This window comes from Rhabdochromatium marinum (assembly GCF_016583795.1).
In the GTDB taxonomy this organism is placed as follows: Bacteria; Pseudomonadota; Gammaproteobacteria; order Chromatiales; family Chromatiaceae; genus Rhabdochromatium; species Rhabdochromatium marinum.
Genome location: NZ_NRRS01000007.1, coordinates 18,014 through 41,369 on the forward strand (window position 1 = coordinate 18,014; position 23,356 = coordinate 41,369).

Annotated in this window: 22 protein-coding genes; 13 read left to right on the forward strand and 9 right to left on the reverse strand. The window is 61.5% G+C overall.

The genetic code is table 11. The annotated features are described in order from the left end of the window. Nucleotides 1–58 precede the first annotated feature (58 nt). The 6 genes from CKO36_RS03590 (at nt 59) to CKO36_RS03615 (ending at nt 7,334) form a co-directional block, all read left to right on the forward strand. The gene (locus CKO36_RS03590) at nt 59–1,540 is read left to right on the forward strand and encodes an isochorismate synthase (protein WP_242469369.1); all 1,482 of its coding nucleotides are present in this window, start codon (nt 59–61) and stop codon (nt 1,538–1,540) included. After that, entirely contained in the window at nt 1,483–3,342 is a 1,860-nt protein-coding gene (gene menD / locus CKO36_RS03595) for a 2-succinyl-5-enolpyruvyl-6-hydroxy-3-cyclohexene-1-carboxylic-acid synthase (protein WP_200280667.1), read from the forward strand. Before CKO36_RS03590 ends, menD begins: the two co-directional genes overlap by 58 nt. A gap of 181 nt (nt 3,343–3,523) precedes the next feature. Next, a complete protein-coding gene (menB, locus tag CKO36_RS03600; RefSeq protein ID WP_200280839.1) occupies nt 3,524–4,342 on the forward strand; it encodes a 1,4-dihydroxy-2-naphthoyl-CoA synthase in 819 nt (272 codons plus the stop codon). 41 nt (nt 4,343–4,383) lie between these two features. Further along, complete coding sequence (gene menA / locus CKO36_RS03605) at nt 4,384–5,313, forward strand: 1,4-dihydroxy-2-naphthoate octaprenyltransferase (RefSeq protein WP_200280670.1); 930 nt, start codon at nt 4,384–4,386, stop codon at nt 5,311–5,313. 32 nt (nt 5,314–5,345) lie between these two features. Continuing rightward, the gene (gene menC / locus CKO36_RS03610; protein WP_200280673.1) at nt 5,346–6,536 is read left to right on the forward strand and encodes an o-succinylbenzoate synthase; all 1,191 of its coding nucleotides are present in this window, start codon (nt 5,346–5,348) and stop codon (nt 6,534–6,536) included. A gap of 12 nt (nt 6,537–6,548) precedes the next feature. Further along, a complete protein-coding gene (locus CKO36_RS03615; protein WP_200280676.1) occupies nt 6,549–7,334 on the forward strand; it encodes an alpha/beta fold hydrolase in 786 nt (261 codons plus the stop codon). A gap of 80 nt (nt 7,335–7,414) precedes the next feature. Here CKO36_RS03615 and CKO36_RS03620 read toward each other — a convergent pair whose 3' ends face one another. From CKO36_RS03620 to CKO36_RS03630, 3 genes are read right to left on the reverse strand one after another with little or no spacing between them, the layout of a single operon-like run. Further along, nucleotides 7,415–8,035, reverse strand: coding sequence for a DJ-1/PfpI family protein (locus CKO36_RS03620; RefSeq protein WP_200280679.1), 621 nt, complete (start codon nt 8,033–8,035; stop codon nt 7,415–7,417). Nucleotides 8,036–8,077: 42 nt separating this feature from the next. Then, the gene (locus CKO36_RS03625) at nt 8,078–8,497 is read right to left on the reverse strand and encodes a hypothetical protein (RefSeq protein ID WP_200280680.1); all 420 of its coding nucleotides are present in this window, start codon (nt 8,495–8,497) and stop codon (nt 8,078–8,080) included. A gap of 41 nt (nt 8,498–8,538) precedes the next feature. Continuing rightward, the gene (locus CKO36_RS03630) at nt 8,539–10,185 is read right to left on the reverse strand and encodes a methyl-accepting chemotaxis protein (protein ID WP_200280683.1); all 1,647 of its coding nucleotides are present in this window, start codon (nt 10,183–10,185) and stop codon (nt 8,539–8,541) included. An 807-nt stretch (nt 10,186–10,992) separates the two neighbouring features. Between CKO36_RS03630 and CKO36_RS03635 the strand changes: the two genes are divergently transcribed. From CKO36_RS03635 to CKO36_RS03655, 5 genes are all read left to right on the forward strand, one after another. Beyond that, nucleotides 10,993–11,700, forward strand: a complete 708-nt coding sequence (locus CKO36_RS03635) for a GntR family transcriptional regulator (protein WP_200280686.1) — start codon at nt 10,993–10,995, stop codon at nt 11,698–11,700. Next, nucleotides 11,697–12,617, forward strand: a complete 921-nt coding sequence (prpB, locus tag CKO36_RS03640; RefSeq protein ID WP_200280689.1) for a methylisocitrate lyase — start codon at nt 11,697–11,699, stop codon at nt 12,615–12,617. The genes CKO36_RS03635 and prpB overlap by 4 nt, the downstream gene beginning before the upstream one ends. Further along, nucleotides 12,610–13,764, forward strand: coding sequence for a bifunctional 2-methylcitrate synthase/citrate synthase (gene prpC / locus CKO36_RS03645; protein ID WP_200280692.1), 1,155 nt, complete (start codon nt 12,610–12,612; stop codon nt 13,762–13,764). Before prpB ends, prpC begins: the two co-directional genes overlap by 8 nt. Before the next feature lie 68 nt (nt 13,765–13,832). Continuing rightward, on the forward strand, nt 13,833–15,281 hold the full coding sequence (locus tag CKO36_RS03650) for a bifunctional 2-methylcitrate dehydratase/aconitate hydratase (protein WP_200280695.1): 1,449 nt from the start codon (nt 13,833–13,835) through the stop codon (nt 15,279–15,281). Nucleotides 15,282–15,310: 29 nt separating this feature from the next. After that, nucleotides 15,311–15,679, forward strand: a complete 369-nt coding sequence (locus tag CKO36_RS03655) for a hypothetical protein (protein WP_200280698.1) — start codon at nt 15,311–15,313, stop codon at nt 15,677–15,679. A gap of 36 nt (nt 15,680–15,715) precedes the next feature. Here the strand turns inward: CKO36_RS03655 and CKO36_RS03660 are convergent, their stop codons facing one another. After that, nucleotides 15,716–16,234 carry a putative 2OG-Fe(II) oxygenase gene (locus tag CKO36_RS03660; protein WP_200280701.1) on the reverse strand — a complete coding sequence of 173 codons (519 nt, stop codon included), beginning with the start codon at nt 16,232–16,234 and terminating at the stop codon, nt 15,716–15,718. A 77-nt stretch (nt 16,235–16,311) separates the two neighbouring features. On the opposite strand from CKO36_RS03660, the gene thiM reads away from it, so the two are divergent. Together thiM and thiE are read left to right on the forward strand one after the other, a co-directional pair. Then, complete coding sequence (thiM, locus tag CKO36_RS03665) at nt 16,312–17,196, forward strand: hydroxyethylthiazole kinase (RefSeq protein WP_200280704.1); 885 nt, start codon at nt 16,312–16,314, stop codon at nt 17,194–17,196. Next, on the forward strand, nt 17,193–17,849 hold the full coding sequence (gene thiE / locus CKO36_RS03670; RefSeq protein WP_200280707.1) for a thiamine phosphate synthase: 657 nt from the start codon (nt 17,193–17,195) through the stop codon (nt 17,847–17,849). The genes thiM and thiE overlap by 4 nt, the downstream gene beginning before the upstream one ends. Here thiE and CKO36_RS03675 read toward each other — a convergent pair. The 5 genes from CKO36_RS03675 to CKO36_RS03695 all read right to left on the reverse strand — a co-directional run bounded on the left by CKO36_RS03675 (nt 17,846) and on the right by CKO36_RS03695 (nt 23,177). Continuing rightward, the gene (locus tag CKO36_RS03675; protein ID WP_200280710.1) at nt 17,846–19,072 is read right to left on the reverse strand and encodes a protoporphyrinogen/coproporphyrinogen oxidase; all 1,227 of its coding nucleotides are present in this window, start codon (nt 19,070–19,072) and stop codon (nt 17,846–17,848) included. The genes thiE and CKO36_RS03675 overlap by 4 nt on opposite strands. Nucleotides 19,073–19,162: 90 nt before the next feature. Further along, entirely contained in the window at nt 19,163–19,726 is a 564-nt protein-coding gene (locus CKO36_RS03680; RefSeq protein ID WP_200280713.1) for a hypothetical protein, read from the reverse strand. A 151-nt stretch (nt 19,727–19,877) separates the two neighbouring features. Beyond that, nucleotides 19,878–20,456, reverse strand: a complete 579-nt coding sequence (locus tag CKO36_RS03685) for a Tll0287-like domain-containing protein (protein WP_200280716.1) — start codon at nt 20,454–20,456, stop codon at nt 19,878–19,880. Nucleotides 20,457–20,648: 192 nt separating this feature from the next. After that, complete coding sequence (locus tag CKO36_RS03690) at nt 20,649–21,008, reverse strand: septal ring lytic transglycosylase RlpA family protein (RefSeq protein ID WP_200280841.1); 360 nt, start codon at nt 21,006–21,008, stop codon at nt 20,649–20,651. 360 nt (nt 21,009–21,368) lie between these two features. Continuing rightward, a complete protein-coding gene (locus CKO36_RS03695) occupies nt 21,369–23,177 on the reverse strand; it encodes an RHS repeat domain-containing protein (protein ID WP_200280719.1) in 1,809 nt (602 codons plus the stop codon). Between the last annotated feature and the right edge of the window lie 179 nt (nt 23,178–23,356).

Consider the following 23,356-nt stretch of genomic DNA (forward strand, 5'->3'; position numbering starts at 1 on the left):
CGGACGGTCTGATCCGCCCTATCCCTGCTGCCAGCCGACGGTTTTTTGAGTGGAATCCTTGCAATTTGACATCCATCACGCGCGCCCACCGCTGAGTCATCCAGCCCCTGCTGCCGCGCGCGAGGATTGGACGCCCGCCGCCACCGCTGTGCTGGAGCATCTTCAACAGCGCCTGGCCGCCGAGATCACCCGACTGCCCCTAGGTCGAACGGGCGGGCGCACAGACGCTGAGGCCCAGGCACTCTGCTCCCTGATCCTGGAGCTGCCACAGCAGCCCAATGCGGTGGCCCAACTCGAAGGGGCGCAGTTTCAGTTCCTGCAGCCGGATGGCGATGGTCTGCGCGCCGGCTATGGCCAGGCGGCGCACTGGGAAGCTCAGGGGCCGCAGCGGCTGACCACGCTGGCTGCTGTGGCGCGCGACTGGCCGGCGCAGTGGGAACAACTGGACCCGGAGGCCACCGGGCTGCGCGCCTTCGCCATGCTGGGCTTTGCTGCGGCTTCCGATCCGCTGCCGCAGATCGAGGATCAGCTGCCCAATGCACTGCTGTGGGTGCCGGACATCGGCTTGCGCCACACGTCGGAGCGGGCCGCGCTCATGTTCAATGCGCCGCAGCAGCAAGCACGCGACGTTGTCCAGGCGCGCTGGATGGCCCTGCTCGAAGTCCTGATTCCACGGCTGTTCGCCCCACCACCCCGCCCGGCCCTGATCACCCGCCTGCAGGCCGATTTCTCCGAGCCGGAAGCGAAACACTGGGCCCAACTGATTGAACAGGCACTGGAGCAGATTCACGCTGGCGAGTTGCAAAAGGTCGTGCTGTCGCGCCGCATTGATGTGCAGGGGAGCCGCTCCTTCGATATCGCCCGTCTGTTTGAGGTGCTCAGCAGCGTTTTCCCTTCCTGCCAGATCATCAACATGCGTCGCCATGGCACCAGCTTTGTAGCCGCCACGCCCGAACGCCTGCTGCAACTGAAAGGCCGCCAGCTCGAGGTCGATGCCATTGCCGGAACCGCTGGGCGCGCTACCGGCGATGCACGCGACCAAGCTCTGGGCGAAGAGCTGCTTGGCTCGGAAAAAAATCTGCGCGAGCATGCCTTTGTCGTCGCCGCTGTGCGCGAGGCCCTGGCCTCCGGCTGCACCTCCATCCAGGTTCCACCCGCGCCCCGGCTGATGCAACTGCGCAATGCGCAGCATCTATGGAGCCCCATCACCGCCGAGGTCGCTCCGGGCACGGATCTGTTCGATCTGGCCGCACAGCTTCACCCCACTCCAGCCACCAATGGTCAGCCACGCCGCGCGGCTCATCAGTGGCTGCGCACGCATGAGCCCTTCTCACGCGGCTGGTATTCGGGCGCTGCCGGCTTCATCGAGCCCGGTCGCGGAGGCGAACTCTGGGTACTGCTGCGCTGCGCGCGCCTGTGTGGTGCCCACGCCGAACTTTATGCCGGTGCCGGCATTGTCGCCGGCTCCGATCCCGAGGCCGAATGGGAGGAAACCGAGGCGAAACTGGCAGCCATGCTCACGGCGCTGCAATTCGCGTGACCGGCTGCCTGAATCTGCGCTGGTCGCTGGCGCTGCTTGATGGGCTGATCCAGGGCGGTCTACGCCATCTGGTGCTTTCGCCCGGTTCGCGCTCTACTCCGGTGGTGCTGGCCGCCCGCCAGCGTCAGGCGCTCCAGCTCAGCCCCATCCTTGATGAGCGCAGCGCGGCCTTCTTCGCGCTTGGCCTGGCCCGCGCGGGCCGCGCGCCGGTTGCCTTGCTGGCCACCTCCGGCAGCGCCCCGGCGCACTGGTATCCGGCGGTGATCGAGGCCCATCACTGGGGGCTGCCGCTGCTGCTGCTCTCGGCGGATCGCCCGCCGCTGCTGCGCCACAGCGGTGCCAACCAAACCATCGACCAAACCCGGCTATTCGGCGCTTATGTGCGCGAGTTTCACGACCCCGGCCTGCCCCGCCAGGAGGCCGACAGCCTCAAAGCCATCTACGCCCTGGGTCTGCGCGCTGCCTGGCGCAGTCGCGCGCCGCAGGCCGGGCCGGTGCACATCAATCTGCCGTTCGATGAACCTCTGGTTCCAGCCGGTGACTGCGAGCCGGAATGGTCTGAGCGGCCATCGCCGGCATCATCCAGCCCCCCCCCTGATGAACGCCAGGCATGCGCCACTGCGCCCCGCCATCACGCCTTCAGCCGCCATCACTTCAGCGTCCAAGGGGTTATGGTCTGTGGTCCCGCCAGTGCTGCCTCCACCGAGGAAGCCGAGGCCCTGTTGCGCTGCGCCCGCCAGCTCGGCATCCCGCTGCTGGCCGATCCACTATCCGGCCTGCGCTTTGCCAGCGTGCCTGAGGTGGCACCAGCCCCCAACAACGGTCCAAACAGCAACCCTAACAGCGGCTCAAACAGCCCGCTGATCCGCCACTACGACGCCCTGTTGCGCAATCCAACAGTCGCAGCCCGGCTGCAACCGGACTGGGTACTGCGCTGCGGGCTGGCGCCGGTGTCGAAAACCCTGGGCCAGTGGCTCAGCGGCGTGCCCAGCTGGCTGCTGGGTTCGCAGACGCCTTGGTGCGATCCCGGCCATGATGTTCAGGGCGTGATCGCAGACAGTGCGCTGGCCCTGGCTGATAACCAACCCGCTCAACCGGCTGATCCTCATTGGCTGTCGCTCTGGCACCAGGCCGAGCAAGCCACAGCCGCGCTGGCCGAGGCACACCTGCACGCCAGCCCCTGGTGCGAAGCGCAGATGATCCAGCAACTGCTGGCTGCCATCCCCAGCGGCGAAGGCCTGCTGTGCGCCAATTCCCTACCCATCCGCCAACTCGACACCTGGTGCTACGCGCGCCAACAGCCCTTGCAGCTGTTCGGCAATCGGGGCGTCAGCGGCATCGACGGCCAGCTCTCGACCCTGGCTGGACTGAATGCCAGCGGCTTACCCACCTGGGGCCTGCTCGGGGATCTGTCCTTCTGCCATGATCTGAGCGGACTGTTGCTGGTCGCCGAGCTGCAACGCCCGCTGCTGGTCATTAACAATGGCGGCGGGCGCATTTTCGACTACCTGCCCCAAGGTCAGTTGCCAGAGCTTGAAACCTACTGGCGCACGCCGGTGACCCCCGATCTCGGCGCCCTGGTCAAGCCCTTTGGCCTGCGCCATCAGCAGGTGCGCAATGGCACTGAGTTCGCGGCCGCCCTGGCTGCGGCCCCCGCGCCCGGCCTGATTGAAATCGCTATTGATGCAGCACAAAGCCGGACCATGCACCTGGCCTACTGGCAGAAGGTCGCCACCGCTCCCTTAATCGAAGCTGGCGCGACCGTTGCAACTGGCGCAACCGGTGCGGCAAACGGGCGTTGAGGCGCGCTTTTGGGCTAAAATTCCGCACCCGCATGCGTCCGGCTCGAAGCCACCGGCGCCAACCATCCGAATTCAATCCGCGCGGAGTCCGATCTTGACCACGCCCAACCTTGATGCCAACCCGGCATCCCAGAACAACCCCGCCAGTCCGAACCCTCCGGTCCATTCAGCCCAAGGGGCCATCACCTGGCAGCAGCCGGACGGACTTGACTATCAGGACATCCTCTATCATCAGGGCGACGGCATCGCCCGGCTGACCATCAACCGCCCCGAGGTGCGTAACGCCTTTCGCCCCGAGACGATTCGCGAGCTGATCGACGCCTTTCACCGTGCCCATCAGGATCCGAGTATCGGCGTCATCATCCTGACCGGCGCCGGAGATCTGGCCTTTTCCTCGGGAGGCGATCAGCGCATCCGTGGTGAGGGCGGCTATCGCGATGGTGATGGCGCTGAGCATCTGAATGTTCTGGATTTGCAACGCCAGATCCGCACCCTGCCCAAGCCGGTGGTGGCCATGGTGGCTGGCTATGCCATTGGTGGCGGCCATGTGTTGCATCTGGTGTGCGACCTGACCATCGCCGCCGACAATGCCCGCTTTGGCCAGACTGGCCCCCGGGTTGGCAGCTTCGACGCCGGCTTTGGCGCCGGACTGCTGGCGCGCAATATCGGCATCAAAAAGGCCAAGGAAATCTGGTTCCTGTGCCGCCAGTACGACGCTGCAGAAGCCCTGGAAATGGGACTGGTCAATGCCGTAGTGCCGCTTGCCGAACTCGAAGCCGTCACTGTTAATTGGTGCCGGCAGATGCTGCGCCACTCGCCGACGGCGCTGCGGATGCTGAAAGCCGCCTTTAATGCCGACACCGATGGCCTGGCTGGTATTCAGGAGCTGGCGGGGCATGCCACCGGGCTTTACTATCAAACCCCCGAGGCTCAGGAAGGCCGCAATGCCTACCTGGAAAAGCGCCCGCCTGATTTTGCGCGCTTTCCGCGCCGCGCCTAAGCACCGCGACTCCTGCCTCGACACACAGGTTTCAACACTGCATGAAATCATCCACTGCTGCCGCCGTTCAGCCCCGCTGGGATCGCTTGCGTTTACACACCGGACACTGGATCAGCGCGGCGCGCCCGCGCACCCTGTTCCTGGCCGTCTCCCCGGTCATCGCCGGTCTGGCCCTGGCCTGGTTCCACACCGGCACCCTGGCCGTCTGGACAGCCCTAGGAACCCTGTTCGGCGCCACGGCCATACAGATCGGCACCAATCTTTACAACGACGCCGCCGACTTCGAACGCGGCACCGACACGCCAGATCGCCTCGGGCCTGCCCGCGCTTCGGCCCAGGGCTGGTTCAGTTCCACTCAGGTCAAGCACGCCGCCCATCTGGTGTTTCTGACCGCCTTTCTGGTAGGGCTGCTGTTGGTGATCCGCGGCGGCTGGCCGATTTTTCTGCTGGGTCTGGCGGCGATTCTGGCCGGCTATGCCTACACCAGTGGCCCCAAACCCATTGCCTATGGCCCCTATGGTGAGCTCTTCGTGCTGGCGTTTTTCGGCATTGCCGCCGTCGCTGGCACCTATTATCTGCAAAGCCTGCAACTCAGTGCGGCGGCCCTGCTGCTCGGCAGCGCCTGCGGCCTGCCCTCGGCGGCTGTGCTGGTGCTCAACAATTATCGCGACTTCGACACTGACCAGCGCGCCGGTCGCCGCACGCTGAACCATCTGCTTGGCAAGGCCCGTGCCCGCCAGCTCTATGCTGCGCTCCTGCTGGGTTGCGTGCCGCTGTTTCTGCTCAGTGCCCCCCTCGCCCACTCCTGGCCGGTACTGCTCGGGCTGCCGATGGCCATAGTGCTGATCCGTCGCCTGTTCGCCGGCACCGAGGGTCGCCCGCTCAATGCCCTGCTGGGACAGACCGCGCTCTATCAAAGCCTGCTGGTGGTGCTGCTGGCCGGTGGCCTGGCCTGGCCGGCCTCGTCCTGAAGCGCGCGCCATCGGCTCTGATCACGCGCGCGATGCGCCTGCACCTGCAACCCTATGCCCTGGCCCTGCGCAATCCCTGGCGCAGTGCCCAGGGCACCCTGCGCGAACGACGCGGCTGGCTGGTCATCGCCGATGATGGCCGCCAGCCTGGCTATGGCGACTGTGCACCGCTGCCAGCCGCTGGCACCGAAACCCTCGCTGCGGCTGAATCCCGACTCAGTGCCTGGCAGGCGCAAGCACGCCAAGCGTCCCCCACGGCCCTGCTCGCAGCGCTGACCGCCGCCCTGCCCAGTGCCTCTCCGGCGGCGGATGCGGCCGTTGAATGCGCCCTGCTGGATCACCTCAGCCGCACCGCCGGGCAACCGCTGCGGGCGCACCTGCTCGCCGCCGCTGGGGCATACGAACGTCTGCCGGTCAATGGCGCGCTCGGCACCCTGATCAACTGCCAGCCAGCGATGGTGACTGCGGCTATCGCCACCGGGCTGCGGGTGCTCAAGCTCAAGGTTGGTACCGCCCCTGCGGCTGACGAAATCGCCCAGCTGCGCCAGCTGCTCGGCGTGCTGCCCGCCGGCGTGCAGCTACGCTTGGATGCCAATGGCGCTTGGAATCTTGCCACCGCTCAGGAGATGCTGTGCCGGTTGGCTGAATTGGAGGCGGAGCTGGAGGCCACGCAGCCTCCTGGGCACAGCGCCGGTGTGCGGCGCATCGAATCACTGGAAGAACCGCTGCACGATCCACAGGACGTTGTACTGGCGGAACTCCAAGCGGGCACTCCGATTGCGCTGGCACTGGATGAATCCTTGCCCCAGCGGCCCTGGCCACTCCAGGTCAGCGATCTGCCGGTGCGGCGCATTGTGCTCAAACCTCCGGTCCTTGGCGGTCTGCGCCCCAGCCTGGCACTCGCCACTGCTGCCCAGGCAGCCGGCATTGAGGTTGTCATCACTAGCCTGATCGATTCCGCCGCCGGACTCTGGGCCAGTGCTCAGCTCGCGGCGGCTGTTGCTGTTGGCGGTCTGACGGCCACGCGGCCTGCAGATGGAGATGCGGCTGCGGCTGCGGCTGCGGCTGCGGCTGCGGCTGAGAATAGCCCGGAGCTGTGCCATGGACTGGCAACTGCTGACTGGCTACGCAGCGACTTGGGCGCAACGCCACCGATTCGCGACGGAGCACTTGCATTGGGCACCGCGCCTGGCAGTGGATTTATGCCTGGAGGTGCCACATGAACCATAACCACTATGTTGACGGGCTATCATAGCCGCTGGCTGGGAGCGACACCGCACGCGCGCAGCGCTCAGGCACACTGGCTGTTATTGCATGGCTTTACCGGCACCGGTAGCGATTGGGCTGGCGTCTGGCCCAACTGTGAGCCAGCGCTGGCGATTGACCTGCCCGGTCACGGATGCAGCCCAGATCCCACCGGGGATTTCAGGCATGAGATTGCCCGCCTGTTGCGCGCATTACCGGCCAGCATCGACAGCCTCGCCGGCTATTCGCTTGGTGGACGTATCGCGCTGTCATTGATGGCCAGTGCTCCAGAACGTTTTCAACGCCTGTTGATTCTGAGCGCTCATCCCGGCCTTGGCAGTGCTGCCGAGCGCCACGCCCGGCGCGCACAGGACCAAGGCTGGATCGACAAGCTGCGCCAGCAGGACATCCGCCGCTTTGCTGCGGCCTGGCAGCGCCAGGCACTGTTTCGCACCCAGGCCATCCGCGCCCCTGCCGCTGTCCGAGCCCAGCACCATCAGCGCCTGGCACAAAGGCCCGAAGGATTGGCACGCAATCTTGCCTGCTTCGGTCTGGGACAAATGCCCCCGACCTGGACCGCTATCCGTGCCTTTGCCGGTGACCTGTATTGGATCAGTGGCCGTGAAGACAGCAAATTCAGCGCCATCGGTGAGCAGGTGCGCCAGCAGCGCCCATCAACGCCGCACGCCATCATCGACCACTGTGGGCATAATCCACTGATTGAAGCTCCGGAAGCTTTGCATCACCGGATGCTGTCACTGTGCGGTCGGTGTTGACTGATCGGCTGAAGCGGCTGGTCAACAGTCGGCAGAATCCTCAGGATTATCTGGAGTTGCGGATTGTTTTGAGCCCATGCTCACACGAGACCATGTAGTTTAGCGAATGGATCCCAACTGGAATCTCGGCACCATTGGTACTCAGCCCGCAGAGCCGTTTTATCGGCCGTTTCTTGTCCAAGTAGCTTTTGAATGAGCGCTAGCGACATGTCTATGCCGGCCGAAATGCCCGAAGACGTGAAAAACTTGCCATCTTCCACCCACCGCGCTTGTTTTTTCCATATCACTGCCGAGCTTTGTGAAGTAACCCACTCAAACGCCATTTTATTTGTCGTTGCGCACACTCCATCAAGAATACCAGCCTTCGCCAACAGTGCACTTCCTGTGCATACTGAAGTTACATATTCCGCACCTTTAGCTTGTTCTTGCAACCAAGACAACATGGACTCGTTATAAACTTCCCTGCGTGTTCCTTGGCCGCCTGGCACCAACAGGATGTCATACCGGACAGCGTCACCAAATGAATGGTCAACGACCGATTTTGGCCCTTGCCTACTCGCTACAGTCTGTCCATCTTCAGAAACCATGCGAATATCGAAATGCTCTCTAGCAATTCCAAACATCTCAACCGGACCAAACACATCAAGAAGTTCGAATTCAGGAAATAGAACAACGCCAATAGTTCTTTTCAAAACAATCATTCTCCAACTGAAATAACCCCCACCGGCAACCCGATTATGTGTTTACATCACGACTGAAAAATTAAACATTCCATTTTCACTTTTTGCTCTATTTGCAAATTGAAGGCTTTCTGTTAACTCCCTAACGATCTCTTCATGATCATTATCGAAAAGCCCAAACCGAACACCTTTCTCAGAAAGATGGGATATGACTTTTTCGAGCATTTCTACTGCATCGGATCCTGAGACCCATACCCCTTTTTTAGCCATCAACTCGTCTGTTGACTCCATACCTTCAGGTAAATCATCAGACATATTGTATTGCATATCGGTAAAATCTTGTGTTGCCTCAAAATTGACGACATTGAGACTTTTTGTAATCTTATCTAGCTTCTTCGAATGTTTGTATATAGCGCATTTATCTGACTCGTCTGAATCGACCTTCCCGTTAATGAGGACGTTTGCCCATAGTGCTGTGCTCATATTTTTTCTTACACATAAAGTCATGCACCCGGTCATCTAGCTCAGGATGCGGTTCCCACCTTGAACTGACTCACCAGAGTATGCAATTCGGCACCGAGTCTAGAAAGTTCATGACTGGACGATGCGGTGTGCTCGGTGTTTTGTGCTGTCTCGGTGGATAGATCCGAGATATTGACCACATTGCGGTCGATTTCATGCGCAACAGTTGCCTGCTCTTCTGCGGCGCTTGCGATCTGGGTATTCATGTCGCGAATCCTGCCAATGGATTGTACGATCTGATCCAGGGATCGCTGCGCCTGGGTTGCCTCCTCCAACGTCTCCTGGGTCAGCGTCTCGCCGTGCTCGATCGCACTCACAGCTTCCTGGGCGCCTGAACGCAGCCGCTCGATCATCGTCTGGATCTCGCTCGTTGACACCTGAGTCCGGTTGGCCAGGCTTCGAACCTCGTCGGCGACCACCGCGAAACCGCGCCCCATCTCTCCCGCGCGGGCGGCCTCAATAGCCGCGTTCAGAGCAAGCAAATTGGTCTGTTCAGCAATACCACGAATCACGTCCACCACGCTGCCGATGGCAACGCTCTCATCGTTGAACCGCCGGATGCGTTCCGCGATCTGCTCAACCTCCGCTGCAAGACGCTGATTGGCCTGCATGGCCCGATTGACTGTCTCGCTACTCGCACGCGAGTGGCCGTCCGCATCGAAGGCTGCCGAGGCGGCCTCTTCCGCGTTCCTGGCGATCTCCTGGATGGTCGCGGACATTTCAGTGACAGCGGTCGCAACCTGCTGAGTCTCGTTGCGCTGCCTGCCCATCATCTCTGTATTGGACCGAGTCACTGCGGAGAGCTCTTCGGCCGCCGAGGCAATCTCAGTCGTAGCCTGACCAACGGCGATCACCATGCGTTCGGTCTTGCTGACGAACTGATTGAAGCCCGACGCCATTTCGGCGACTTCGTCCTTGCCACTGGTGTCCAGCCGGCGCGTGAGGTCTCCCTCGCCACTGGCGATATCCACCATCGTAAGGGCGGCGTCATGAATGGGTGCCACCACGGAGCGCGCGGTCAGGGTGGTGATCAGAATCAGGCCGAGCAGCAGCGGTACGCCGAATCCGGCCATGAGCATGGCATTTTTCTGGAAGGCGGTGTCCACATCGTCGACATAGATCCCCGCACCGACCACCCAGCCCCAGTCGCGAAAGGTCTCGATGTAGCCGATCTTGGGCACGGGCTTGGTGTCTCCTCCTCTGGGCCACACGTAGGTGACGATGCCCTTGCCGTCGTCGCGTGACTTCTGCCACATTTCCTTGTGATAGAGCTTGCCGTTGGCGTCCTTGAGCGACAGCAGACTTTTACCGGCCAGATCAGGTTTAAAGGGGTGCATGACGTTTTTACCGTCTAGGCCGTCGACCCAAAAATAGTTGTTTCCCTCAAAACGCAGGCCAGCGAGCGCGCGCAGCGCGGCAGCCTTGGCGTCAGCCTCCGAGAATTCGCCCTTCAATGCGCGCTGACGATAATCGATGGCAATACTCTTGGCGGTTTCCACTAGTCGGGTGACCTGCTCGATCTTCTGCTCCATCAGAATGGAGCGGATTTCGAGCAGTGCGAGCGTGAGCCCAATCGCGAAACCGAGCGTAACGAAACCGGAAATGATCCAGAGTCGACGATTAATACTGATATGACGTAATAGATTCATCTGTGCACCAGGGAGACGAGAATAAGGACAACGTACCTCCAACGGATCGGATCACGCTTGGAAGCGGGGTAAAAGCCAAGGGTGTTTATCAAGAACACGGATCATCGCCAACATCTTTGTGTGCTGTAGCGGATACTAAAGCTGTAGCGGATACCAGCCCTTTTAATGCGCATAAAAACAACATTAAAAATCAAATGGTTACAATATAAGGTGATCCTGGCAATCCTTGAACCTAGCGATCGCGCGCAAGCACTTTGAAGAAAAATCAAGGGATTGCAACCGGACACATTTCGCCACCTTAAAAGGGCTGCTGTACAGAGACCCCTTAGACCGCTGTCACCCAACCAGATCACGATAAACCCATCTTCGCGGCCCGATGATACCGCACTCCTGACCGATGCACCTCAGCGACCACAGTCTCAGCCAGATCATGATGGGCACGCGCGGCGAGGCCGGATCGCGCACCTTCACCTTACTGGCCAGCGCGATCGAAACCTGAAAGCACCGCTGTCAGATGCTTCAGCATCGGTCACATTTTGTCAGCTATAGGCGCTGAAAGCGTAGCTTTTGCAGCTACTGCTGCAGCACCTAGCATCGTTCACGCAGCGCTGTTATCTGCTACCACACTTTACCCGCAGCAATGCCACCCCGAAGCGATGCGCAGAAACGCGCGTGCGACCCGCCCTCTTCGTCTTTACTCCATTGATAAGCAGTGCTCAGAGCCAAAATTGTCGACAATCTAGCTTGCCATTCGCGAAGAAATTCGCTAACCTGCCTTTATTCTGCTTTGATTGTCGACAACTACTCATGCTGACAGCCGTTGCTTCTAACCCGGACAGCACCACCCTGGCCGACCGGGTCTTTGCGCAGATCCGCCGTGCCATTGTGGAGGGTGAGATTGCGCCTGGCTGTAAGCTGAGCGAGCCGGTGCTGGCGGAGCGTTTTACGGTCAGTCGCGGGCCGCTGCGCGAAGCGTTGCGACGCTTGGAGGCAATTCATCTGATTGAGCGCAAGGCGAATGTCGGTGCGCGGGTGGTGTCGCTTAGTGGTGTGCAGCTGGTTGAGCTTTATCAAATTCGCGAGACGCTCGAAGGCTTGGCCGCACGCTTGGCGGCTGAGGCCATGACCGACACGGCGGTCGCGGAGTTGCAAAGCCTGCTGGCTGAGCATCGTGCTAGCGTCGCGCGCGATCAATGGCAGGCTTATTTCCAGACCGAAGGGGACTGGGATTTTCATTATCGAATTGTGCATGGCAGCGGCAATCAGCGGCTGATTGCGATCCTGTGCGATGATCTCTATCACCTCGCCCGCCTATACCGCTGTCAGTTCGGCATGAAGAGCGAACGCGCCACTGCCGCGCTTAAAGAACACGGCTTGATCGTGGATGCCATCGCCGAGCGCGATGGCGAGCTGGCCGAATGGCTGATGCGGCGCCATATTCGCGCCTCGCGCCGCCATGCCGAACAACGCATCGCCCATCATCCGATCCAACCAACCATGAGACCCGTTCCATGAGCCAATCCGCTCCAGCTACAACTCCCGGTGCCCGCTTGCGCGCCGCCGTTGCCGAAGAACAGCCCTTGCAGGTCGTCGGTGCCATCAATGCCTATCATGCCCTGATGGCCGAGCGCCTGGGCTACCGGGCGCTCTATCTGTCCGGTGGCGGTGTCGCCGCAGCGTCCTATGGGGTGCCGGACCTGGGAATCACCAATCTTGATAATGTGCTGGAGGACACCCGCCGCATTACCTACGCCAGCGAGCGGCCCTTGCTGGTCGATGCCGACACCGGCTTCGGTGGCGCGCTGAACATCCAGCGCACCATTCGCGAGCTGATTCGCGCGGAGGCGGCCGGCTGCCATATCGAGGATCAGGTTGCGGCCAAGCGCTGCGGTCATCGCCCCGGCAAGGCCATTGTGTCGCTCAGCGAGATGGTTGATCGCATTAAGGCAGCGGTCGATGCACGCGACAGGGATTTCGTCATCATGGCACGCACCGATGCCCTGGCGGTCGAGGGACTGGAAGCGGCGGTTGAGCGCGCGGCGGCCTGCGCGGAAGCCGGCGCAGATATGATTTTTCCCGAAGCCGTGACCAAGCTGGAGGATTATCAGCGCTTTGTTGAAGCCACCGGGGTGCCAGTGCTGGCCAATATCACCGAATTTGGCTCCACGCCGCTGTTTAGCACCACAGATCTGGCCTCGGTGGGCGTGGCGCTGGCGCTCTATCCGCTCTCGGCCTTCCGCGCCATGAATCAGGCCGCCCTCAAGGTATATCAGGCGATTCGCCAGCAGGGCAGCCAGGCCGAGGTAATCGATCTGATGCAAACGCGCATGGAACTGTACGATTTTCTCGGCTATCACGCCGCCGAACAACACCTCGACCGGCTGTTCGCCAGTTCTTCCCATCCTCCCACCGGAGTGGCTGACCATGACTGACATCACCGCGACCACCACGCCCAAGCCAAAGAAATCCGTCGCCCTGTCCGGGACTGCGGCCGGCAACACGGCCATTTGCACGGTCGGACGTACCGGCAACGATCTGCATTATCGCGGCTATGACATTCTCGACTTTGCCGATCGGGCCGAGTTCGAGGACATTGCCCATTTGCTGATCCACGGTCGCCTGCCGAGTCCCGCCGAGCTGTCCGCCTACAAGCAAAAGCTACGCCGTCTGCGCGGTCTGCCAGCGGCACTGAAAACGGCACTCGAACAACTGCCGCCCTCAGCACATCCGATGGATGTGCTACGCACCGGTTGCTCGATCCTGGGCACCCTGGAGCCGGAAAAAGACAGCATGCCGGAGGCCGCTACCCGCGACATCGGCGACCGGCTGCTGGCCAGTTTCGGTTCCATGCTGCTGTATTGGTATCATTTCGCCCACAACGGCCGGCGCATTGAGGTTGAAACCGATGATGATTCCATCGGTGGTCATCTGCTGCATCTGTTGCACGGCGAACGCCCCTCGGCCAGCTGGGTGCAGGCCATGCATTGCTCGCTGATTCTTTATGCTGAGCATGAGTTCAATGCGTCTACCTTTGCCGCGCGGGTGATTGCGGGCACCAATGCCGATGTGTATTCGGCGATGAGCGGTGCCATTGGTGCGCTACGGGGGCCCAAGCATGGCGGCGCCAATGAGGTGGCCTGTGAGATTCAGAGTCGCTACGCCAGCGCTGATGAGGCCGAGGCGGATATTCGCGAGCGACTGGCCCGCAAGGAGATCATTATTGGTTTCGGCCATCCGGTCTATACCACTGGCGATCCGCGCAACCAGATTATCAAGGCGGTGGCGCGGCGCTTGTCCGAGGACAATGGCCAACGGCGGATGTTTGAGGTCGCGGAGCGGCTGGAAACCGTAATGTGGGAATCCAAGCAGATGTTTCCCAATCTGGACTGGTTCTCGGCGGTGTCCTATCACCAGATGGGCGTGCCGACACCCTTGTTTACGCCAATTTTTGTCATCTCGCGCACCACAGGCTGGATTGCTCATGTGATTGAGCAGCGCCAGGATCGCAAAATCATTCGCCCCAGTGCCAATTATACTGGGCCGGAGAATCGCCCCTGGGTTCCGCTTGAGCAGCGTTGAGCGGGCTAAGTGGCCGCTGGCTGGTGCCCGTGCTGTTGTCCATGGATAATGATTAACAAAGAGTGAATATGACTGCTCATAGTGCTGATACCAATGTGCGACCGGATCCGGATGCGGAACTGGTCGCCATCGCGGATTATCTCTGCGATACGCCGATTGATTCCATTGAAGCCCTGACCACGGCGCGCCATTGCCTGATGGATTCGCTGGGCTGCGCCATGCTGGCGCTGCAATACCCGGAGTGCACCAAGCATCTCGGGCCTATTGTGCCAGGAACCCTGGTGCCCCAGGGCTCGCGGGTGCCGGGCACCTCCTTTGTGCTGGATCCGGTGAAGGCCGCGTTCGACATCGGCGCCATGGTGCGCTGGCTGGACTTTAACGATACCTGGCTGGCGGCGGAATGGGGGCATCCCTCAGATAACCTGGGCGCCATTCTGGCCCTGACGGATTATCTGTCGCGCCAGGCGCTGGCCAATGGTGGTACGCCGCTGAGCGTGGCCGATGTGCTGGAAGCCATGGTCCGCGCCCATGAAATTCAGGGCGTGCTGGCGTTGGAGAACAGCTTCAATCGGGTCGGACTCGATCACGTCATGCTGGTCAAGATCGCTTCCGCTGGAGTGGCTGCGCGTTTGCTCGGTCTGGATAAGGGGCAGATCATCGACACCCTGAGCCACGCCTGGATCGACGGCCAGTCGCTGCGCACCTATCGGCATGCGCCCAACACCGGCTCGCGCAAGTCCTGGGCGGCGGGCGATGCCAGCTCGCGCGGCCTACGCCTGGCCCTGATGGTGGCCAAGGGCGAGATGGGTCTGCCCTCGGCGCTGAGCGCCAAGGGCTGGGGCTTCCAGGATGTGCTCTTCAAGGGTGAGCCCTTGCGCCGCTCACGCGACTATGGCAGCTACGTAATGGAGCATGTACTGTTTAAGCTCAGCTTCCCGGCTGAGTTCCATGCTCAAACTGCTGTCGAGTGCGCCCTGACCCTGCATCCACAGGTTCATGATCGCATTGAGCAGATCGAGCGCATTGAGCTGACCACCCAGGAAAGCGCGATTCGCATCATCAGTAAGGACGGCCCGCTCTACAACCCGGCCGACCGTGATCACTGTCTGCAATACATGGTGGCGGTGCCGCTGCTGTTCGGTCGCCTCACGGCCGAAGACTACGAGGATCAGGTCGCCCAGGATCCGCGCATTGATCAACTGCGGGCCATCATGCAGGTGCAAGAGGATCCGCGCTACACGGCGGACTACCTGGCTCCAGACAAGCGCTCCATTGCCAATGCGGTGCAGGTGTTTTTCAAGGATGGCAGCAGCACTGAGAAGGTGGCGGTTGAATACCCCATCGGCCATCGCCGCCGACGCGCTGAGGGGCTGCCGGTATTGGAGCGCAAATTCGCTGCGGCCCTGCGCACCCGCTTTCCGCGCCGCCAAGCCGAGCGCATTGAGGCGCTCTGTCAGGATGAGGCCGCGCTGTTGGCGACTCCAGTGCCGGAGTTTCTTGATCTCATGATGATTTAATCCTGCACCACCGCGCCCCAAGCCCATTCATGCTGACCAAATTACTCCTGACTGTCGCTGTGGTGCTGGCCGCTTATACGGTGCTGCGTGCGCGGCGCACGACCTCGGATGCGCGCGCAGCACCGGCAGCAGGATCCGGCATTCCTTGGGGGGTGGTGCGTCTCGGTGCCTATGGCCTGATCGGGGTCATCCTGCTTGCGAGTGCCTGGTCGGTCTATCATCAATGGCAACGGGGGCGCGAGGTGCTTGAGGTGCAGGTGGTCAACCCGGCCACCGGCGCGAGCGATCATTATCAGGCACGCCGTAGCGAGATCAAGGGCCGGGTATTTCGCACCCTCAATGGACAGCAGGTGCGCATCGCCGAATTTGAGCGCCTGATTCTCAGCGAACCGCGCTGAATCTATTGAGCACCGCTCAACACCAGACAACAGCCGTCATTCCTGAACGGGGCCGATATTGAAAGCCACCGACAGGCGCTCACCCGCACCGCGATGCTCCTCGACCCAGTGGGTCAGCTCCGGATCGAACAGCACCCCCATCCCAGCCCGGGGTCGGATGCGTATCTCAAAGGGATCGTCGTCAAACAGCAGATCGCCGCTGTGCGCGGGCACCTGGATGTAATACACCCCGGAAAGCAGTTCGTCATGCTCGGCATGGGCGTGGCGGCTGGTCACCTGCCCTGGAGCCATGCGGTTGAGCCAAAAACCGCGTCGCAGTTGCTGCAGCGGTCGCTCCAACTGAGCCGCTGCCTGTTCGAGCGCATAATCAAGCAGCGCCTCAAGCCCTGGAATCCGGGCCGGGTCAAGGTACAGATTCTCAAAGCGCCCAGCGATGAAGTGGCTACGCTCGCGAAAGTCTTCCGGCCCCAAAGCGGCCATGGCGCGCGCGGCGGCGGCATTAAAGGCCTCCGCCGACGGGTAATCAAACACCCGGATTGGGCTGATGGCTGGCATACTGTTATCAATCCTGTTTTTGCTCTTACTGTTATTGCACGAAATGTTTGCACTAAACATTGCTACGGAGAGCCACGATGCCCAAAGTTTCCGCCGGTGATGCCCTGCGGCGCCTGCGCCAGCGTACCCCTCTGGTGCACAACATCACCAATTATGTCGCCATGAACCCCATGGCTAATATTCTGCTCGCCGCTGGCTGCTCGCCAGCCATGGTGCATGCGCCCGAGGAGGCCGCTGATTTTGCTGCCATCGCCAACGCACTTACCATCAATATCGGCACTCTATCAACCCCCTGGTTGCAGGCCATGCTCAGCGCGGCCGAGGCGGCCAGAGCCCATCAGCGTCCCTGGGTGCTGGACCCGGTAGCCGTCGGCGCCACCCGATTTCGCCAACAGGCGGCAGTCCAGTTACTCGACCTGCAACCGACGGTGATCCGTGGCAATGCCTCGGAAATTCTCGCCCTCGGTGCTTGCACCGGTCAAGCCGCCACCGGCGAGCTCCAGGGACACGGCGTCGATGCCAACGACCCGGTCTCAGCAGCAGCGGCAGCCTCGGTCACGCTGGCCAAACGCTATCAGACCATAGTCGCCGTAACCGGCAAGGTCGATTGGGTCACCGACGGACGCCGCGCGGCGCAGGTTCACAATGGCCATGCACTGATGCCCCAGGTGACTGCGCTTGGCTGCTCCCTGACCGGCCTCATCGGCGGTTTTCTCGGTGCCGGCTGCGAGCCTTATGCGGGCACTGTGGCGGCGCTGGCCTATTATGGCGTCGCCGGTGAGCAGGCGGCATGCACGGCACAAAGCGCCCTGCAACACTCAGGGCAAAAGCTGGGGCCGGGTTCCTTTGCCGTTGCCTTTATCGATGCACTGGCCAATCTGGAACCGGAAGCTCTGGATGGTGCCGCGCGCATTGAGCCGATGTCGCACCCGGATCCGCGCCAAGTCGAGGAGTTGTCGTGAAGCCATCTTTTGATCTGTCAGTCTATCTGGTCACGGATTCCCAACTGTGTGGCACGCGCGGAGTGATCGCGACTGTGGCCGCAGCGGTGGCCGGGGGTGCCACCATGGTGCAGTTGCGCGACAAAACCGCCAGTGATGCCGCCTTGATTGAACTGGGGCAGGCACTGAAAGCCGCCCTTGTCGGTCAGCCGGCGCGTCTGATGGTCAATGACCGTCTTGAAGTAGCCGCTGCCATTGGCGCCGATGGGCTGCATATCGGCCAAAGCGACGCCGACCCGGCAGCGGCCCGAGCCCGACTGGGTCCGCAGGCCATTCTGGGGCTATCGGTGGAAACCCCGGCCATGGCCCGGGCGGTTGATCCCGAACTGATTGATTATCTGGGCGTCGGTCCGGTGTTTGCAACGCCCACCAAGGCCGATCACGCCACACCGCTGGGCTGGGACGGACTCCGCGCAATTTGCGCCGCCGCTCCCGAGCTGCCCAAGGTGGCCATCGGTGGCCTGAAAGCCGAACATGCCGGCGCAGTGATTCAAGCCGGTGCGCAGGGGCTGGCGCTGGTCTCAGCTATTTGTGCTGCCGCTGATCCGCAGGCCGCAGCGGCGGCCATCCAGGCACAGGTACGTGAGGCGCGGGTACGTGAGGCGCGGATCTAGCCGGCAAAGAGTCGCGTCATCTCGTCGTGGCTGCGCGTCACACAGTCTTCAATTGACACGCCGAGAAACCAATTCCCCGTGACGGCCAATGGATGACCCGCTGCCGTTGTCGCCTGCAACGCCTGATTGAGTCGCGCCATCCAATCGCCATGGCTTTTGCGCAAGCTCGGCAGGCGATTGTGCTCCTGGCGCACGGCGGCAACCTGACTGGGCGCGACATCCAGCGCCTGGCAGGCGGCTTCGATCTGGCGCTCGGTATCCAGGCGCCCGCCGGGGAAATGGAAGGCAAAGCCACGGTACTGCGGATGCTCGAGAAAATCGCGGGACACCGCCGACAGGAAGGGGCCATCCACGCTGATCAGGCCGGCAATGGCGGGCAGCTTGAGGTCTTTTTTGTCAAAGGCTAGCAGCAGAGAATCGATCTCCGCCACGCCGATCATGCCAATCGCCGCTGCGGCTGCCGGACTCACGCCCTGCAACAGGCGCGTGGCCACATCGGGCGGCACGGCCAGTGTCAACGCCTGGGCGCGCAGTGAGGCTCCGCTGTCCAGCTCGACGCGATAAGCGCCCTCCTCCAGCGTCACGCCGACCACAGCGGACTCCAGGCGCACCTCAATGCCATCCTGAGCGGCCAGGGCACGCGGGATCTCCGCCAGACCGCCGGGCATGGTGAAGCTGCGCAGAATCTCTTTGCGGCGCGGTTTTTTGCGAAACAAAGCCGACGCAGGATAATCATCGGCCGTTTGACAAATCACCGAACGGAAGGCTGGACCAAACAGATCACTGTAGTTTTTGCGCCCCAGTCCACGTCCATAGTATTCATAAACGCTGAGCTTCTCCTTATTGAGCTTAAACAGGCGCGGCAAGGAGGTTAGCAGTTCCAGAGGGTGCAGAGCCGACAGGATCGATGCCCGCTGCCCTCCGCGCCACAGCCGGTAACTCGCTTTGGCCTTAGCCTGAATCTTGCTAAGCAGACCAATACGCTCCAGAATCTCCAACAAATGACCGTAGCTGTTGAAACAACTGTGACTGCCGGCTTCGACCCAAAAATCGCCCAGCCCGTCGAAGCCCTGGGTGTTCATGCAGCCCCCGACACGCGATTGCTGTTCCAGCACCAGAGTGGGCGTGCCGGCACGGGAGGCAAAAAAGGCGGCTCCCAGGCCGCTGATACCACCGCCAATGACGAGGTGGGGATGAAGGTCGGAAGAGGCTGGTTGATTCATGTTGAGCTGTCAGCTGTAAACAATAAGAAACGGGAGGATCGCTTGGCGCTGGCACCATGCTGGCGCCGCGCTGCTGCCACGCTGACACCACTAGGAGTCGCGTGAACTATCGGTCATCATCGATTGCGGCTCCATTTCCATGGAGTCAATATCCGGAATCGGCTCGGCCAGCGGCGGCGGGGCACAATCCTCCAGCGACCAGTCCTGGCCCTCGACCAGACTAAGCTTGCTGGTATCCGGATTTTGCTCCGGGCCTTGATCCGAGAGTTCTTCAAGGGTTGCACCGGCTGGGGCAATGGACAAGGCCGCATTGGCATTGGACGTTGCCGCCTGCGCACGAGTGGCAGCCGCTGGTTGCGCCGAGGATGCCGCTGTCTCCTCGTCGGAGTCATCAAAGCGAAACACCTCTTCCGACTCGCCGCCGACCGGTATGATGTCAGCAACGGCGCCCAGTTTGCGGAAGGCCTCGCGGTAGCGCTCGGCTGTTGGGTGATCGACACCGCGCTTGATAAACACCGCTTGACCACAGAACAGGCGGTCGATTCCAGCCTGATCGAGCTTAAACGCCTCAGCCACGCGTTGCTTGACGTGCTCCAGTGTCGCAGCGCCAATCAACTCACCCGAGAATTGCACGTCGAATGTGGGTTCTGGCATCGATTCCTCCGGGACAGACAGGCCGCGATGAGTGGGTCACCCATGCAAGGCAACACAGATTCAACGCAGAATTGTAGCCGGGATTCTGGCCAGAGGTGGGAGGATTTTCAAGTCCGGGATCGCCGATCGCAATCCCGGTCTTGACACAAACTCAGAGCGGTTTTTGCAGCGTGAAGGCGCCACGCAGATCACCGGCCTTATAACCCCGCGCCTGATCCTGGGGATAGGCCGCATCCAGGGCGGCGGCGATCTCGGGGTTAATCGCCTCGCCATGACAGGCCAAACACACCTGCTGAGTCGGGATTGCTTTCATGAAGCGATAGCTTTGACCGTCTTCGCCATCAACCACGGAGGCATAGGTCAGCTGACTCAGATCAGCACCGGCATTGGCGCGATCCTCAAATTGCCGCAGCACCCGCTGCTCCCAGACATCCGGGCTGTTGAGCTCCACATTACGCGGCTTAAGACTGGTACGACCGATGCTCCAGCCTTCGTCCTGCGACAAGGATTCAGCAATGGCCGGTGCCCGCTCCTTGCAAAGGTTAACAGCGGCCACTGGCCCACCGTCCTGCATGGCGCTTTTCAGCTCACCCTGTAACTGCTGGGCAAAGGTGTGAATCAACTGTTTGGCCTGGTAGGCATTCATCATGGCCGAATCCTGCTCGGCGACAGCCGTTCCGGACAGCGCCGCTGCGGCGAAAACACCGGCGACCATTTGTGACATGCGCATGGTTACAACTCCATAGTGGACAATAACGGATCGAGACAGAGCACTGCGACACACCGGGCGACCGTCAACGACTCGCCCGGCCATCACAAAGGTGCGACTCTGGATGCGTTATTGTTGCAACAGACACGCGCTCGCACAATGATGATTCAAAATCGCCAGGGATTTTTTCAGCTCAGTTGTTTCGGCCCTGCATTAGGCGCCAGTGCCCGGCAGACTCAGCACTTCCACTTTTACCCGGGCAATACCGCGGTGAATCATGTCCAACTGGCTGGCCGCACGCCGCGACAGATCAATAATGCGCCCCTTAACGAAAGGACCGCGGTCATTGATGCGCACCACAATCGAGCGGCCTGTTTTAGTATCGGTCACCTTAACCTTGGTGCCCAACGGCAGGGTCTTATGCGCAGCGCTAATCCGATTTTTATCATAGATTTGGCCACTGGCTGTTTTGTTGCCCTGCAAACTGTCGTGATAGTAGGAGGCGATACCGCTCTGCACAGCGCCGGGGACCGCTTTCACGGAGGCTAAGGCCGGCAGCGTGGTCAGCGCCATCAAAACGCCCAAGGCAATCCAGAGGGCGCTTGGGTTGACATGATTGGTTTTGCTCTTGTTGATCATTCCAGGGTCCTCACTGGCTTAAACATCGGCTGGCACAGCAAAGTGCGAACCGAGTCACAAATTTGGAGGACGCAAGGATACAGGAAAACCCGCATAGGGAAAACCCCTATACGCAGGTTGTTGGGCAGATGCTTACTTGTGAAGAGAATTGCCAAGCACGCTGGCATTCTCTTTAGGGTGTGAGCATAGCACTCCCAGGCGCTTCAGCGAGGTGGACAGGACGCGGGCGGGTCTTGTCCCATAGCGCGACGGAGCCAACACCCCGTCGCGCGGCAGCACGTCGACCCGCTCGTGTTAGCGCAGCGGATTGACCTGCATGACCACTGGCACGTCGCCATCGACGGCTTGGTTCTCGGTCTCCAGCCACCATAGCTCAGCACCATCCGGGCTGAAAGCCAGCCGCGTTGGTCTGGTCAGCGCTGGCCAGGCCAGGGTGGCGGTGATGCCCTGTGGCCCGTACAGATCCACCCAGCAGTCGGTGCGCTCCGGCGCGCGACCCGCCGTCGCATCCACGCACACCCGGTAAGCCAGATAGGCCCCATCAGCGCTCAGCGTTGGCTGATCCACCCGCCAGGCTGGATCGGCCTGATCCGCCGGATCGGTGTAGCACCAGCGCTGGCCGCTGGCCAGTTCGGTCAGGTAGATGGCCGCCGAGGCAGGCGTGGCGCCGATACAACTGGCCACCCAGCGCAGTTTGGCATCGGCACGCGCGTCGAGAACAGGCTCAATCTCGGGTGCCTCGGTGACAGCGCGCGGAGTTGCGGCCATGCGGGCGCGAACCTGAGGCTCGGCATCCGCCGGAGGCAAGACCACCGGCTCCAACGTCCCGTCAGTGCTGACCCGCACGGGGTTGGGGGCGAGATTAGGCGTCGTCTGACCGGGACGCGGAACCGTGGTGCCGAAGGCGCCGGCCAGCGCAGCATAGGTCAGCTTGGTCTCGGGCTCCAGCAGATCACCGCCGATGACATAGCGGGAGGTGTCGGGTCGGCCAATTACGCGCACAACATGCCCGTTGATGGTCAACTCGAAGCCGTCGCTCAAGAAGCGCCCAGCGGTAATCACCAGCCCTTCGGGTAGGTTGATCTGGCTGGCCTGGTTGTCAACCAAACGCACGTCGGTGCTGAGTTCGGGACTCAGGGTGTAGGTATCGATGCCACCAAAGTCGAGCGTCTGCACGAAGCTGCCGTCGAGCACCAGCGGCGAGTCGCCGGCGTTCATGTAGAGCTTGTCCTGGGGCGTGCTGAGCTGACGACCGGGGGCGCCCTGGATTTGAACCTCGCCATTGACGCTAGCGTCAGCGTCGAAGGGGCCGCCGTCCTTAACCTGAAAACGCAGTTGCCAGTAATCGTCGACCAGGGCCGTCATGCCGCCTTGCGCGGGGCTGGCGAGGTTGTCCCAGGTGTCGCTGTGCTGGTTGAGGGCGTAGAAGCCGTTGACGGCCACCTCGGCCGCGGTGATCACCGTGAGTGGTAAGACGCTTCCACCGGTGACGGTGTTAGCGGCAGCGGTCTGACGGGCGGTGCGGCTCTGCTGTTGGACGTCGATGCGCTCGATCATGGTGAAGTCCAACACACCCATCGGCAGGTCGAGTCCGTCGGGCCAGACAATGTCCGTGATCTGCGTAAAGGCCTTAACCTGCCCGGAATCGTCGTTGACCAGGGTGACCCAGACCAGGTGGCCGTTGTCATCAACCGTTGGATAGGCGGTGACAGTGTCCTGCTGCCAATCGGGTGTTCCGTCGCCGTTGTTGTCGCCCGCGACGGTTTGCCCGTCTGGACCGGGGCGACCGGGTGCAAAGGCTTCGATCTCATCGGGGATGTCATCGCCATCCTCATCGGTCATGCCTCCCCAGGTCGTTACTGGTGGCCAGGTAGTGGGGTCATCAGGATCCGGAAACGCAGTGCCGTTCACAGCGACCGAAAGGATGTTGCCGGCGGGATCGAAGGCGTATTGCAGCGACTGGCCAGTGTCGTAACTCACCTGGGTCAGGCGACCGATGGCGTCGTAACTGTAGGTGACGTTGGCGGCTGCGGCCTGCGTCAGCGGCATGATGCCAAGGAGGGCCGGTAGTGACGGGGCCAGAGAGGTGAGTAATCTGTGCATAGACATTGCGCGCTCTGTGCCTGCGACGCCCGTCGCGGGAGGAAGCACGCCCTCCTTAAAGATTCATGTTGAAATTTGTGGTACGTCCGCGATTTTCCTAAATTGAACGACCTACTTTCGTGCTTCGCTGATGGTTCCAATCTCGACGATCCACCCGTTTGCAATCGGGCCGTTGCTGG

What these genes read in the sequence shown, in the direction of transcription:
- menD (WP_200280667.1), top strand. Translation starts at nt 1,483, where the DNA reads ATGGGAGGAAACCGAGGCGAAACTGGCAGCCATGCTCACGGCGCTGCA.
- menA (WP_200280670.1), top strand. Translation starts at nt 4,384, where the DNA reads ATGAAATCATCCACTGCTGCCGCCGTTCAGCCCCGCTGGGATCGCTTG.
- menC (WP_200280673.1), top strand. Translation starts at nt 5,346, where the DNA reads ATGCGCCTGCACCTGCAACCCTATGCCCTGGCCCTGCGCAATCCCTGG.
- CKO36_RS03615 (WP_200280676.1), top strand. Translation starts at nt 6,549, where the DNA reads ATGTTGACGGGCTATCATAGCCGCTGGCTGGGAGCGACACCGCACGCG.
- CKO36_RS03620 (WP_200280679.1), bottom strand. Translation starts at nt 8,035, where the DNA reads ATGATTGTTTTGAAAAGAACTATTGGCGTTGTTCTATTTCCTGAATTC.
- CKO36_RS03625 (WP_200280680.1), bottom strand. Translation starts at nt 8,497, where the DNA reads ATGAGCACAGCACTATGGGCAAACGTCCTCATTAACGGGAAGGTCGAT.
- CKO36_RS03630 (WP_200280683.1), bottom strand. Translation starts at nt 10,185, where the DNA reads ATGAATCTATTACGTCATATCAGTATTAATCGTCGACTCTGGATCATT.
- CKO36_RS03635 (WP_200280686.1), top strand. Translation starts at nt 10,993, where the DNA reads ATGCTGACAGCCGTTGCTTCTAACCCGGACAGCACCACCCTGGCCGAC.
- prpB (WP_200280689.1), top strand. Translation starts at nt 11,697, where the DNA reads ATGAGCCAATCCGCTCCAGCTACAACTCCCGGTGCCCGCTTGCGCGCC.
- prpC (WP_200280692.1), top strand. Translation starts at nt 12,610, where the DNA reads ATGACTGACATCACCGCGACCACCACGCCCAAGCCAAAGAAATCCGTC.
- CKO36_RS03650 (WP_200280695.1), top strand. Translation starts at nt 13,833, where the DNA reads ATGACTGCTCATAGTGCTGATACCAATGTGCGACCGGATCCGGATGCG.
- CKO36_RS03655 (WP_200280698.1), top strand. Translation starts at nt 15,311, where the DNA reads ATGCTGACCAAATTACTCCTGACTGTCGCTGTGGTGCTGGCCGCTTAT.
- CKO36_RS03660 (WP_200280701.1), bottom strand. Translation starts at nt 16,234, where the DNA reads ATGCCAGCCATCAGCCCAATCCGGGTGTTTGATTACCCGTCGGCGGAG.
- thiM (WP_200280704.1), top strand. Translation starts at nt 16,312, where the DNA reads ATGCCCAAAGTTTCCGCCGGTGATGCCCTGCGGCGCCTGCGCCAGCGT.
- CKO36_RS03675 (WP_200280710.1), bottom strand. Translation starts at nt 19,072, where the DNA reads ATGAATCAACCAGCCTCTTCCGACCTTCATCCCCACCTCGTCATTGGC.
- CKO36_RS03680 (WP_200280713.1), bottom strand. Translation starts at nt 19,726, where the DNA reads ATGCCAGAACCCACATTCGACGTGCAATTCTCGGGTGAGTTGATTGGC.
- CKO36_RS03685 (WP_200280716.1), bottom strand. Translation starts at nt 20,456, where the DNA reads ATGCGCATGTCACAAATGGTCGCCGGTGTTTTCGCCGCAGCGGCGCTG.
- CKO36_RS03690 (WP_200280841.1), bottom strand. Translation starts at nt 21,008, where the DNA reads ATGGCGCTGACCACGCTGCCGGCCTTAGCCTCCGTGAAAGCGGTCCCC.
- CKO36_RS03695 (WP_200280719.1), bottom strand. Translation starts at nt 23,177, where the DNA reads ATGCACAGATTACTCACCTCTCTGGCCCCGTCACTACCGGCCCTCCTT.